Annotated in this window: 13 protein-coding genes and 1 tRNA gene; 4 read left to right on the top strand and 10 right to left on the bottom strand. The window is 63.1% G+C overall.

What is annotated here, in order from left to right; all coding sequences use genetic code 11:
* Positions 1 to 64: 64 nt before the first annotated feature.
* The 3 genes from SB765_RS19595 to SB765_RS19585 all read right to left on the bottom strand — a co-directional run bounded on the left by SB765_RS19595 (position 65) and on the right by SB765_RS19585 (position 2,624).
* On the bottom strand, positions 65 to 1,036 hold the full coding sequence (locus SB765_RS19595; protein ID WP_024717731.1) for a magnesium and cobalt transport protein CorA: 972 nt from the start codon (positions 1,034 to 1,036) through the stop codon (positions 65 to 67).
* A gap of 69 nt (positions 1,037 to 1,105) precedes the next feature.
* On the bottom strand, positions 1,106 to 1,819 hold the full coding sequence (locus SB765_RS19590) for a lysophospholipid acyltransferase family protein (protein WP_059395246.1): 714 nt from the start codon (positions 1,817 to 1,819) through the stop codon (positions 1,106 to 1,108).
* Between the two features lie 115 nt (positions 1,820 to 1,934).
* Complete coding sequence (locus SB765_RS19585; RefSeq protein ID WP_341797906.1) at positions 1,935 to 2,624, bottom strand: crotonase/enoyl-CoA hydratase family protein; 690 nt, start codon at positions 2,622 to 2,624, stop codon at positions 1,935 to 1,937.
* 198 nt (positions 2,625 to 2,822) lie between these two features.
* On the opposite strand from SB765_RS19585, the gene SB765_RS19580 reads away from it, so the two are divergent.
* Positions 2,823 to 2,912: transfer RNA gene (locus tag SB765_RS19580), tRNA-Ser, on the top strand.
* 188 nt (positions 2,913 to 3,100) lie between these two features.
* Here the strand turns inward: SB765_RS19580 and SB765_RS19575 are convergent.
* The 4 genes from SB765_RS19575 to SB765_RS19560 form a co-directional block, all read right to left on the bottom strand.
* Positions 3,101 to 5,233, bottom strand: coding sequence for a TonB-dependent siderophore receptor (locus tag SB765_RS19575; protein WP_410931782.1), 2,133 nt, complete (start codon positions 5,231 to 5,233; stop codon positions 3,101 to 3,103).
* Positions 5,234 to 5,320: 87 nt separating this feature from the next.
* Positions 5,321 to 5,701, bottom strand: coding sequence for a hypothetical protein (locus tag SB765_RS19570; protein WP_341797908.1), 381 nt, complete (start codon positions 5,699 to 5,701; stop codon positions 5,321 to 5,323).
* Between the two features lie 113 nt (positions 5,702 to 5,814).
* A complete protein-coding gene (locus tag SB765_RS19565; RefSeq protein WP_341797909.1) occupies positions 5,815 to 6,987 on the bottom strand; it encodes an MFS transporter in 1,173 nt (390 codons plus the stop codon).
* 107 nt (positions 6,988 to 7,094) lie between these two features.
* Positions 7,095 to 7,844 (bottom strand): 3-oxoacyl-ACP reductase family protein, encoded by a 750-nt coding sequence (locus SB765_RS19560; protein WP_410931781.1) that lies wholly within the window; start codon positions 7,842 to 7,844, stop codon positions 7,095 to 7,097.
* Between the two features lie 118 nt (positions 7,845 to 7,962).
* Between SB765_RS19560 and SB765_RS19555 the strand changes: the two genes are divergently transcribed.
* Positions 7,963 to 8,901 (top strand): LysR family transcriptional regulator, encoded by a 939-nt coding sequence (locus SB765_RS19555; protein ID WP_341797911.1) that lies wholly within the window; start codon positions 7,963 to 7,965, stop codon positions 8,899 to 8,901.
* 114 nt (positions 8,902 to 9,015) lie between these two features.
* Here SB765_RS19555 and SB765_RS19550 read toward each other — a convergent pair whose 3' ends face one another.
* Entirely contained in the window at positions 9,016 to 9,486 is a 471-nt protein-coding gene (locus tag SB765_RS19550; RefSeq protein ID WP_410931780.1) for a GreA/GreB family elongation factor, read from the bottom strand.
* A 2-nt stretch (positions 9,487 to 9,488) separates the two neighbouring features.
* Positions 9,489 to 9,887 (bottom strand): hypothetical protein, encoded by a 399-nt coding sequence (locus SB765_RS19545; protein ID WP_063425517.1) that lies wholly within the window; start codon positions 9,885 to 9,887, stop codon positions 9,489 to 9,491.
* 129 nt (positions 9,888 to 10,016) lie between these two features.
* On the opposite strand from SB765_RS19545, the gene earP reads away from it, so the two are divergent.
* The gene (gene earP, locus SB765_RS19540) at positions 10,017 to 11,150 is read left to right on the top strand and encodes an elongation factor P maturation arginine rhamnosyltransferase EarP (protein ID WP_410931779.1); all 1,134 of its coding nucleotides are present in this window, start codon (positions 10,017 to 10,019) and stop codon (positions 11,148 to 11,150) included.
* 48 nt (positions 11,151 to 11,198) lie between these two features.
* Entirely contained in the window at positions 11,199 to 11,771 is a 573-nt protein-coding gene (locus SB765_RS19535; RefSeq protein ID WP_172222905.1) for an elongation factor P, read from the top strand.
* 254 nt (positions 11,772 to 12,025) lie between these two features.
* Here SB765_RS19535 and SB765_RS19530 read toward each other — a convergent pair whose 3' ends face one another.
* A complete protein-coding gene (locus tag SB765_RS19530; RefSeq protein ID WP_410911394.1) occupies positions 12,026 to 12,454 on the bottom strand; it encodes an organic hydroperoxide resistance protein in 429 nt (142 codons plus the stop codon).
* Between the last annotated feature and the right edge of the window lie 61 nt (positions 12,455 to 12,515).

Raw genomic sequence — 12,515 nt, 5'->3', positions numbered from 1 at the left:
TGATCGTGATACCTTGTGGGAGCGGCCTTGTGTCGCGATGGGGCGCAAAGCGGCCCTGGCAATCTCAGAGCCAGCCAGACTTCTTGAAGCTGGCAAACAACCCCGTACACCCCAGCACGATCACCCCCAGTACCCCGAAATACCCATAGTGCCACCCCAGCTCCGGCATGTTCTGAAAGTTCATCCCGTAAATCCCGGCAATCGCCGTAGGGAACGCCAGGATCGCCGCCCAGGCCGCGAACTTGCGCTGCACGATGCTCTGCCGTGACGACTCCAGCAGCATGCCGATCTCGATGGTCTGGCTGGCGATGTCACGGATGCCGGCCAGGTCTTCCATCTGCCGCGTCACGTGGATCTGCACATCACGAAAGTACGGGCGCATGTTCTTGTCGATAAACGGGAAGCTCAGGCGCTGCAACTCCTCGCTCACTTCCACCATCGGCGCCACATAGCGGCGCAGGCGCAGGATGTCGCGACGCAGGCTGTGCAGGCGGCGGATGTCGTCTTCCTGCAAGGAACCGCCGAGCACGCTTTGTTCCAGCTCTTCGATCTCGCCATGAATCGCCTCGCTGACCGGCTGGTAGTTCTCGGTGACGAAGTCGAGCAGGGCGTACAGCACAAAGTCTTCACCGTGCTCCAGCAGCAGCGGCCGGGCCTCGCAGCGCTGGCGCACCAGGGCGTAGGACTTGGAGTGGCCATTTCGGCAGGTGATTATGTAGCCGTTGCCGGCAAAGATATGGGTTTCGATGAACTCCAGCTTGCCTTCGTGGCGCACTGGCGAATAGGTGACGATGAACAGCGCGTCGCCGAAAGTTTCCAGTTTGGGCCGGCTGTGCTTTTCCAGGGCGTCTTCGATGGCCAGTTCGTGCAGGTTGAACTGGCATTGCAGGTTGGCCAGCTCCTCGGCATTGGGCTCTTCCAGGCCGATCCACACAAAGTGCCCCGGCTTGCGCGCCCACTCGCTGCCTTCGTCGATGCTGATGTTGGTGACCTTTCTGCCGGCGCTGTACACCGCCGATGCCACGACTCGACCCATGGTTGCCCGCTTATTCCGGTTGAACACGGGGTACAGCTTGGGCCGTAGCCGGCCCAAGAGCAACCCGCTTCAGGCCAGCTCGTGTTCCATGCGGTCGATGCATTGCTGCATCTGCACCCGGCACTGCTCGATCAGCGCCGGAATGTCCTTTTGAGTCATGCCGGCGGTGGCAATGGGCGGCAGCGAGCGCACCACCACCGTGCGCTGGCGCCAGCTGTTCAGGTTCATGCGCGTGGCGTAGCGGCTGACGCACACCGGCACAATCGGCACACCTGCCTCGATGGCCATGTGGAACGCGCCTTTCTTGAAGGGCAGCAAGTGTTCGCCAGGGTTACGCGTGCCTTCGGGGAATACCCAGATCGAGGTGTCATCCTGCAGCACGCGGGTGGTTTCCTGCAGCGCCTTGCGGGCCTGGTAGCTGTTCTTGCGGTCGATCAGCACGTTGCCGCCCAGCCAGAACAGCTGGCCGAACAGCGGCACCCAGCCCAGGCTCTTCTTGCCGATGGCCACGGTGCGTCGTGGCACCGCCTGGCCCACCACGAACAGGTCGTAGTTGGATTGGTGGTTGGCGATGATTACGCAACCGGGTGGCTGGTCCCACAGCGGGCCGACTTCGGCCTTGACCTTGATGCGCATCAGCCAGGTGGCCGGCCGGCTGTAGAGGTGGGCGAATACCCGGCTGTTGTCGGGGTTGAAAGGGCGGCACAGGCCAATGACCAGGCCCACGACGCCAACCACAAGGAAATGCAGCGCCAGCAGAAGCATGCGCAAGGAATAAAGCATGGTACGACTCACACCAGACGGTCGCCGGAGTGTACGGGTGTGCACTGGTTCGGGCAAATTCAGGTGCTGCGCCCACTTTCCCTGTAGGAGCGTGAGCGCAGGGGTGAGTCGATTATCAGCCCATATGGTGCTGGTCCAGCTCGATCGCCTTGTCCAGCGCCTCTAGCAGGCCTTTGCGCACTTTCAGCTTGGTGTTCTTGTGCGCCAGCATGTTCAGCTTCTTCAATTCACGCGCCGCCGTCAGTGCCGCTTCTTGCAGTTGCTCAGCCGGCACCACCTTGTCGAGGAAGCCGGCATCAACCGCCGCGTGCGGGTCGAACACCTCGGCGTTGATCACCGACCGGTGGAAAGCTGAGCGGCGCAGGCGGTCGCGGGCCAGTTCGATACCGGCATGGTGCATGGTCATGCCGATCTGCACTTCGTTCAGGCACACCTTGTACGGGCCTTCGACGCCAATGCGGTAATCGGCCGACAGCAGCAGGAAGGCGCCTTTGGCCACGGCATTGCCCGGGCAGGCAACCACCACCGGGAACGGGTGCGACAGCAGGCGGCGGGCGAGGGTGGAGCCGGCAGTGACCAGGCTGATGGCCTCTTTCGGGCCGCTGGTCATCACCTTGAGGTCGTAACCACCCGACAGGATGCCTGGCTGCCCGGTGATGATCACCACTGCACGGTCTTCGATCGCGCGGTCGAGCGCGGCGTTGAAGGCGGTGATGACGTCTGGCGAGATGGCATTGACCTTGCCGTTGTTCAGGGTCAGGGTGGCGATGCCGTCTTCGGCGTGGTAGGTAATCAGCTCGCTCATGGCAGAGTCCTTTTGTTGGCGTGGCGACGACGTTACCCAGCGCCAGAGGCCAGGTAAAGCAGCAAGGCTGACTGGTCGGTCAGTGTTCACCGCGGTCCAAATGCAAATACATGAAAAATTTGAAAAAAGTGCTTGCCAAAGGGAATGTCTTTCACTAAATTAGCGCACCTCGACGGGCCGCAAGGCTTGAAGAGAAACGGTGAAGTGTCCGAGTGGTCGAAGGAGCACGCCTGGAAAGTGTGTATACGAGAAATCGTATCAAGGGTTCAAATCCCTTCTTCACCGCCACATTCTACGAAGAGCCCCCGCGCTGAAAAGCACGGGGGCTTTTTGTTTTCAGGGCCATTGGGGCCGCTTTGCGGCCCATTCGCAGCGCAAGGCTGCTCCTACAGGAGGGCGCGAGCCCTGCAACTGGCGCAGTCCCTTGTAGGAGCAGCCTCGTGCTGCGAATGGGCTGCAAAGCAGCCCCAACAAACCTAGAAGCTGACGGAGGCCGACAGCCGAGCCGTGCGTGGCGCGCCCTGGAACAGATAGTTATCTCCCAGGTAGTCCCCCACATCGCGCCAGTAACGCTTGTCGAACACGTTATCCACGGTCAGGCGCAGCACCGTGTCATACCCGCCAATGCGCGTACGGTACCGGCTCCCTACATCGAACACGGTATACCCGCCAACCTCCACATTGCCCGCCTGGCTCGCATACTTGCTGGCGCTGTAACGCGCCCCGCCCAACAGTGCCAGCCCCGGTACCGGCAGCGAGTATTGCGCGTGCAGTGCTGCCCGGAACCTGGGCACGTTGATCGCCTGGTGCCCTTCATAGGCATCGGTACCGCTGTCCTTCACCCGCGCACGAATGGCTGCGGCGCTGGCCTGCACTTGCAGGTTCTGGCTCACCCAGCCGCTGGCGCCCAGCTCCAGGCCGGTGTTTTTCTGCTGGCCCTGCTGTACGTAGGTGAAGTTGCCAGCACCGTCTGGGCGTGCGTACTGGTAGGCCTGGCGGATCTGGAACAGCGCGGCGCTGAAGCTCACGCCTTGCCAGTCGTGCTTGAGGCCAAGTTCCAGTTGGTGCGAAGTCGTGGGCGCGAGGATTTCGGCGGCGTTGCTGGCAAACCAGGGTGCCGTGCCGCCGGCAGACAGGCCCTTGGCGTAGCTGGCGTATAGCGTGGTGTCTGGCTGCGGCTTGTAGATAAGTGCAGCATTGGGCAGTAACTCGTATTGGCGGGTATGGCGCCCGGCAACACCGTTCTCGTCCCAGGTCTTTTCATCCAGGCGCACTTCACGGGCGCCCAGCACGGTCTGCCACTGGTCGTTGAAGCTGATGCGGTCGCTGACGAACAAGCCGTACTGACGGCTGTCCAGTCGGCGTTCGCTGGCGCCGACGGGTTTGTCGGACGGCTCGAAGGCTGGGGCCCCGGTGTAGATGTTGCCGGTGCCAAGCCACTCGTTGTAGTACGGGCGCTGATCCAGCGTGCGTCGCTGCGCACTGGTGCCCATGGTCAGTTCATGCCCCACGCCCAGCGCATCGAAGTGCCCGTTGAGCATGGCCTGTGCTTCATCGGTGCGGCGGGTGTCGTCGGGGCTGCGGAAGTCGTAGATGTCGTAGTCGCCATTGCTGCCAAAGAACGCGCCCTCGCTCGAACCCCAGGCAAAGGCGCTGTAATCGTCGATCACCACCTTGCTGCGCGAGGCACTCAAGGTGCCGGTCCAGGCCTCGTTGAAGCGGTACTCGAAGCGCCCGCCCAGGTTCAGCGAGTCGTTTTGCACGGGCTTTGCCCAATCCTGGTAAGCCAGGCGGTCGTCCGGGTCGATGCCGTGGGGCACTTCGGTGCCACCCAGCAGTTGATAACCCGGCACCGAGCGCTGCTCGCGGTGCTGGTATTCGGCATCCAGCTGCAGGGTGGCATCCGGGCTGATCTGCCAGTCGAATGCCAGCGAAGCGAAGTCGCGTTTGCCATCTGCGTGGTCGACGTAGGAGCGGATGTCTTCATGGGCGAGGTTGGCCCGCAGGCCGAACTGTTTTTCGCTGCCAAACCAGCCACCCAGGTCGGTGGCCAGGTAGCGTTCGCCTTGTTCGTTGGTCGACACCGTCACGCTGCGCACATCCTCGGCGCGCTTGGTTACGTAGTTGATCAGGCCGCCCGGCTCCGACACACCGCTTTGCAGCCCCGACAAGCCCTTTAGCAGCTCCACCTGCTGCTTGTTCTCCAAGGCCACGTTCTGCTCGCCGGCGATGGTCTGGCCGTTGATGCGGTAGCTGCTGGCGGCATTCAGCTCGAAGCCTCGGACGTTGAAGTTTTCGTAGTAGCCGATGGGGGCGTAGCTTTCGCCAACCGAGGCATCGCTTTGCAGCACTTCGCTGAGCTTGCGCACCTGGCGGTCTTCCAGCAGTTGCTGGCTGAACACGCTGATGGCGGCCGGGGTATCAAGCAAGGGCGCGGGCTGGAAGCTGCCCACCGCTGCCTGGCGAGCCTGGTAGCCGTCATTGGCATAGGTGTCGGACACCTGCAGTGGGGCCAGCACCACGCTGTCTTCGGCGAGCACATGGGGGCAATGCAGGGCCAGGCCCAGGCTGAGCAGGCTCAGGGGCAGGCGGGGGTGACACGGGGGCATGCGGGGCTCCTGGATGGGCACAGGCCATGAAAAAGGCGGCATCTTAGCAGCCGCCTTCAGCATAAAACGATCCAGGCCCCGCGATATTCAGCCCTGGTTGGCGGGGCGCTTGTGCTGGCGCCAGCTGTCATCGATCTTCGACCAGGTCTTGCCGTCGGTAATGGCCATGAGCTTGCGCCCATCCTTGAAGGTGGCCAGGAAGGTGGCTTCTTGCTCCTTGCCGCCTAGCCACAGCCCGGCAAGCAGCCCCACCGGCCCGGCCACCAGGGCCCCGGCGACGCCCCAGCCCAGGGCGCTGCCCAGGCTGCGGTTGGTTTCGAGGCTGGCCAGCCTGAGGTCGCTGATGCGGGACAGGGAAATCCGCTCACCCGGGGAAGGGCTACGCGGGGTCTTGAGTGTGAGCGATCCATTGCGATACTCGCCTTCACCTTGCAAGAAATCGCCGGATTGCACCGTGAGTCTTGTCATAACGTCGTCCTGTCGGGAAAGGGCATTGACCAGCGCCTAATGAGCGCTGCCCGGCCAGGCAAGTCAACGACCATGCGACGGAGGGTAGTGCGGTGCATTGTCGCCCACTGGGGTTACACGGTGGTTTTGCGGGCAGATACAAGCCACACCAGCAACGCCAGCCCGCCAATCACCAAGCCCGCCACCACAATGCCCATCCAGCCCTGGTGCTGGAACAATTGCGTGCCCAGCAACGACCCCAGCGCCCCGCCAATGAAGTAGCAGGTGATGTACCCGGCGTTCAGCCGCGTGCGTGCCTCGGGGCGCAGGGCGATCACCGCGTTCTGGTTGCTCACGTGCACCAGTTGCACCGCCAGGTCGAGCAACAGCACACCCAGCAGCAGGGCCAGCAACGAGTGCTCGGCAAAGCCCAGCGGCACCCACGACAGCAGCAACACCACCAGGCCCACGGTAGTACCCAGCGCGCCCTTGCCGCGGTCGGCCAGGCGCCCGGCCCAGTTGGCCGACAGCGCACCGGCCGCACCGGCCAGGCCGAACAGGCCGATCGCCGCATCCGAATAATGGTACGGGCCCTTGGTCAGCAGAAACGCCAGGGGCGTCCAGAACAGGGCGAACAGGCTGAACGCCAGCAGGCCGAGCAGCGAGCGCAGGCGCAGCACCGGTTCTTCAATAAACAGCCGGAACACCGAGCCTATCAGCGCCGGGTACTTCAGCCCGGCATGGCTGTGGTGCTGCGGCAGGTTGCGGTACAGCGCCACGGCGGTGATCGCCATCAGCACAGCGGCGAGCACGTAGATGCTGCGCCAGCCGCCCAGCTCGGCCATGAAGCCGGCAGCGGTACGTGCCAGCAGGATGCCCAGCAGCAGGCCGCTCATCAGCGTGCCGACTGCGCGCCCACGCTGATGCGGCTCGCTGAGGGCCGCAGCCATGGGCACGAGGATCTGCGCCACCACGGAGAACAACCCGGTCAGCGCCGTGCCGAGGAGCAGCCAAGGCAGGCTCGGCGCACAGGCACTGATCACCAGGCCCAGGGTAGCAATGGCGGTCATCACGGTGATCAACCGGCGCTGCTCGAACAGGTCACCCAGTGGCGCCAGCAGCAACAGGCCGGCGCCATAGCTGAGCTGCGCGGCGATGACGATACTGCCGGCGCTGGCAGTGCTCAGGCCGAACTGCTGGGCGATGCTGTGCAGCAGCGGTTGGGCGTAGTAGTTGCTGGCCACGGCCAGGCCGGTGGCAGTGGCCATCAGCAGGATCATGGCGCGGCTGAGAGTGGGGGCGTTCATGGAGATCTCGTGGCGGGCAGTAGTCAAGCGGGGGAATTATCAAGAAGTATCAGGCATGACACCAATGTTTAGTTCTCAATCAACCATCCTGTTCTGGCCCCATCAAATCAAGCTGCAAACCCACCATCAATCGTCAGACTTGCCCCGGTGATATACCCCGCCTCTGGCCCCGCCAGGTACGCCACAAAGCTGGCAATCTCTTCCGGCTCGCCATACCGCCCAATCGCCATCAACGGGATCAGGCTCTCGGCAAACTCGCCGCTGGCGGGGTTCATGTCGGTGTCCACCGGCCCCGGCTGTACGTTGTTCACGGTAATGCCCTGTGGCCCCAGGTCACGCGCCATGCCACGGGTCAGGCCAACCAGCGCCGACTTGCTCATGGCGTAAGGCGCTCCACCGGCAAAGGGCATGCGCTCGGCGTTGGTACTGCCGATATTGATGATGCGCCCGCCCGGGCCCATGTAGCGCGCTGCGGCCTGGCTGGCGACAAACACGCTGCGCACGTTCACCGCCAGCATGTGGTCGAAGTCGGCCAGGTCGAATTCGGTCACCGGTGCCACCGTCAGCACACCGGCGTTGTTGACCAGGATATCCAGCCTGCCGAAGGCCTTCACGGCGTCATCCACTGCCAGTTGCACGGCGGCTGCGTCGGCGCTGTCGGCCCGCAGGGCCAGGGCTTTGCCACCGTGTTCGGTAATTTCGCGGGCCAGTTCTTCTGCCGGGCCTGCGGAGCTGGCATAGGTGAAGGCCACCTGCGCACCTTCGCGGGCCAGGCGCCGCACGATGGCTGCGCCTATGCCGCGGGAACCGCCCTGAACCAGGGCCACTTTGCCTTCGAGTGAAAGTTGCTTGGACATGCTGATCTCCTGCTGGAAGCCAGGCCGAAATGCCTTGGATGGGCAAAGTATCGGCGCTTGATTACCTGCTGATAAGATGGCAATCACTATCGGCAGAGTAAACCTTTGGTTGCTAATCATGGCCATGGAATCGTTCAACGCGTTGGAATGCTTCATCCGCAGTGCCGAAGTTGGCAGTTTTGCCGAGGCTGCCAGGCGCCTGAGCATTACGCCCGCCGCCGTGGGCAAGCATGTGGCCCAGCTGGAGGCGCGCCTGGGCGTGCGGTTGTTCCAGCGTAGTACCCGCAAGCTGACCCTGACGGAGGCGGGGCAGCGTTTTCTTGGCGAGGTCGGCGACAGCTTCCGCACTATCCAGTACGCCGTGGCCAACCTGGCCAGCGCCGAAGGCCAGCCAGCCGGGCTGTTGCGGGTGAGCATGGGCACGGTGTTCGGGCGTTTGTATGTGTTGCCTTTGCTGGGCGAGTTCTTGCGCCGCTACCCGGCCATCACCCCGGATTGGCATTTCGACAACCGCCAGGTCGACCTGATCGGCCAAGGCTTCGATGCAGCGATTGGCGGTGGTTTCGATCTGCCGCCGGGGGTGGTGGCGCGCAAGCTGACCCCGGCCCACCGGGTGCTGGTGGCAGCACCGGCCTACCTGGAGCGGCACGCACCGATCGACGACCCGCAGGTGCTGCAGCGGCACGATGGCATCCTGATCCGCTCACCGCAGACCGGGCGGGTGCGCTCGTGGCCGTTGACCAGCCGCTGGCAGGTGCAACAGCCGATGCAACTGCGCCAGGCGATGACCATGAGCGATTCGGACGCGGCTTGCGCGGTGGCCGAGCAGGGGCTGGGGATTGCCTTGGTGAGCCTGCCGTTTGCCGTCCCTTACTTGCAGGGTGGTCGGCTGCGGCGAGTGTTGCCGGACTGGTACGTGGATGACGGGCATATCAGCCTGTATTTTGCCGAGCACAAGCTGATGCCGGGCAAAACCCGGGCGTTTATCGATTTTGTGGTGGAGCAGTTTGCCGAACAGGGGTTGGCGGGGCGGTTCGATGCCTTGCAAACCCGTTAGCTGTGTATTGCCTGTAGCGGCCCTATCGCCGGCAAGCCAGCTCCCACAGGGACCCCAAAGTATTCAGGCCTGTGGTAATCCTGTGGGAGCTGGCTTGCCGGCGATAGGGCCCGATCAGGCAATACCGGTAATGAACAATGCCTGCGCCCCCAGGCTCACCTCATCATCCACCCGCTTGCCCATCAATTGCTGCCCCAGCGGTGAGCGCGGGGTGATCACGGTCACCAATTCATCCCCCTCGCCAATCTTCAACCCCGCCGCCTCAGGGCCGAGGAACAACCGGCGCTGCCCGCCAGCGTCATCTTCCAGGGTCACCAGGTTGCTGATCTGCACCCCGCGCGCAGGGTCATGGTCGCGCAGCAGCAATTGCTGGTAGATCAGCAGCGCCTGGCGGATTTCGGCGCTGCGGCGGGCCTGGCCGGTGGCCAAGTACGAAGCTTCCAGGCCCAGGGTGTCGTACTTGTTCTCGGCAATGTTCTCTTCGGCGGTGGCAGTTTCGTAGGCGCTTTGCGCCGCACGGGTCAGCACGTCGAGGTCATGCTCGAGGGTGGCGACGATCTGCACCAGCAGGCGGGTCTTGTCCATGGTCAGTAGCAGAACTCCAGCACATTGGCCTGGCTTTTGTCGGTGGGGGCGGTACGGTTCTGCTGCATCCAGAACTGGCATTTGGGGCTGTTGAGGTTGCGCGGGTTGCCCTGGGCGGCCTCGGCGGCCTGTTGCAGTTCCTGTTTGCGCAGCATGTCCTTGTAGTGCTCGAACATTTCGGCCTGGGCGTCTTGTGCCGGGGCTGGCGCCGAGGGGGCGGCAGGCCGGTAAACGCTGGGCGCCACGGCCTGGGCCAGCGGCTGCACCTGTTGGGGCCACAGTTGCAGCGCCAGCCACAGGCTCGCGGCAATGGCCACGGCGCCCAGCCACAGGCCAAAGGCAACGCATACAATCAACGGCAGCGGCTTGAGGGTGATTTTCAGTTCACGGTGGCGGGCCATGGCAGCCTCCTGGCAGGGTAGGTCGGGTGCATTGTCGCATGCGCTTGGGCATTTTTCCGTGCGGGTGCTTTTGTCGGCGACAATTTATCCGCAGAATTCGCGGTTTTTGCACCAGAACGGGAGGGGCGCATGAAAGCCACCTGGGACATTTTCTGCAGTGTCGTCGACAACTACGGCGATATCGGTGTGACCTGGCGCCTGGCCCGGCAACTGGTGGCTGAGCATGGCTTGGCGGTACGCCTGTGGGTAGACGACCTGCAAGCATTCACGCCCATGTGCCCAGGGGCGGATGCCAACGCTGCGCAGCAGTGGCAGCACGGTGTGGATGTGCGTCAGTGGCCGGCGGCCTGGCTGCCGGTGGCACCGGCGGATGTGGTGATCGGTGCCTTCGCCTGCCAGTTGCCGGCGGCTTACGTAGAGGCAATGCGTGCCCGCGCCACGCCGCCGCTGTGGCTGAACCTTGAATACCTCAGCGCCGAGGACTGGGTGGAGGGCTGCCATGGCTTGCCTTCGCCGCAGCCCAACGGCCTGCGCAAGGTGTTTTTCTTCCCCGGCTTTACCGAGAAAACCGGCGGGCTGCTGCGCGAGGGCTCGCTGCTGGCGCGGCGCGACGCGTTCCAGCAATCGGCCGAGGCACGCCAGTCGTTTCTGCAGGGGCTTGGTGTAGAGCCCGAGCAGGGGGCATTGCTGCTCTCGCTGTTTGCCTACGAAAACCCGCAATTGGCCAGTTGGCTCGATGCCCTGGCCACAGGCGCGCAACCGTGCCACCTGCTGGTGCCCCAAGGGCGCATCGTCGCGGGGCTGAGCCAGTGGCTTGGCGAGGCGCCGCTGCCAGTGGGCAGCGTGCGCCAGCGCGGGGCGCTGACCGTGCAGGTGCTGCCTTTCGTCAGCCAGGACGACTTCGACCGGCTGTTGTGGAGTTGCGACTTCAACGCGGTGCGCGGCGAGGACTCGTTCTTGCGTGCGCAGTGGGCCGGGCAGCCGATGCTGTGGCACATCTATGTGCAGGACGAGAACGCCCACTGGGAAAAGCTCGAAGCGTTTCTGGCGCATTATCGACGCGGCCTGTCAGATGAAGCCGATGCCGCCCTGCTGGGCCTGTGGCGTGCCTGGAACATGGACCGTAACATGGGCCAGGCGTGGCAGGCAGCCCGCCAGCACTGGCCAGAACTGCAACAGCATGCCCGGCTGTGGGCGGTTCGACAGGCCGCTCAGCTGGACCTTGCCACAGCGCTAGTACACTTTTACCGAAATTCGCTATGATACGCGGCCTCGATTTTTATAAATCCATCCAGATTCGGATACTTCGTAATGAAAACTGGTAAAGAGCTGAAACCCGGTACCGTCCTGCGGATCGACAACGACCCGTGGCTGGTTCAAAAAGCTGAGTTCACCAAGTCGGGCCGTAACAGCGCGATCATGAAGACCAAGCTGAAAAACCTGCTGACCGGCTACAAGACCGAAACCGTATACGGTGCGGACGACAAGCTGGACGACGTGATCCTGGATCGCAAAGAAGCGACCCTGTCGTTCATCAGCGGTGACTCGTACACCTTCATGGACACCACCGACTACACCATGTACGAGCTGAACGCCGAGGACATCGAAGCCGTTCTGCCGTTCATCGAAGAAGGCATGGAAGACATCTGCGAAGCCGTGTTCTTCGAAGGCCGTCTGGTATCGGTTGAACTGCCGACCACCATCAGCCGTCAGGTTGTCTACACCGAGAACGCTGCTCGCGGCGACACCTCGGGCAAGGTCATGAAGCCTGCCAAACTGAAGAACGGTACCGAACTCCAGGTTGCCGACTTCATCAACATCGACGAGTGGATCGACATCGACACTCGCGAAGGTGGCGTGTACAAGGGCCGTTCCAAGAAGTAATCCTTCTTGCAATGAGCACAAAAAACCCGGCCTCGGCCGGGTTTTTTGTGCCTGTGTTTTCGCCAGTTCTCGATGCTTGCTCTGACGGGAGCAACTGTCTTGCACCATGACCCATGGCTAACTCAGCACCCTGTAGGAGCAGCCTTGTGCTGCGAAGAGGCCATTGCAGCCGAGATGATCTTTAGCCCTACCGGCCCCTTCGCAGCACAAGGCTGCTCCTACAGGGAATCGCGCAAACCGTCAGATTTACCGCCTTAGACGGTTACGTGCAGGCGCACATCCACGTTCCCGCGTGTGGCATTGGAGTAAGGGCACACCTGATGCGCCTTCTCCACCAGCCCTTCGGCATCGGCCTGGGCCAGGCCCGGCAGGCTGATGTGCAGGTCGATGTCCAGGCCGAAACCGCCCGGGATCTGGCCAATGCCCACCTTGGCGATGATCGAGGCATCGGCCGGCAGGGCTTTTTTCTCTTGCCCGGCTACAAATTTGAGGGCGCCGATGAAGCACGCCGAGTAACCGGCGGCGAACAGTTGCTCGGGATTGGTGCCGTCACCGCCAGCGCCGCCCAGTTCCTTGGGGGTGCTCAGGCTGACGACCAGCTTGCCGTCGCTGGACTTGGATTTGCCGTCGCGCCCACCGGTGGAGGTAGCTTCTGCGATGTACAGCGGAGTGACCTTTTGCATCTTGAGCCTCGCTAATGTGCTGTGCGCTCCCGGTTGAAGGAGGGCGCGGGTTGGTGTGGGA

The sequence above is a fragment of the Pseudomonas sp. SIMBA_067 genome (assembly GCF_046534675.1).
Taxonomy (GTDB): Bacteria; Pseudomonadota; Gammaproteobacteria; order Pseudomonadales; family Pseudomonadaceae; genus Aquipseudomonas; species Aquipseudomonas putida.
The sequence above is the reverse complement of the archived record's forward strand: the minus strand, read 5'-3'. Positions and strand labels throughout refer to the sequence as shown.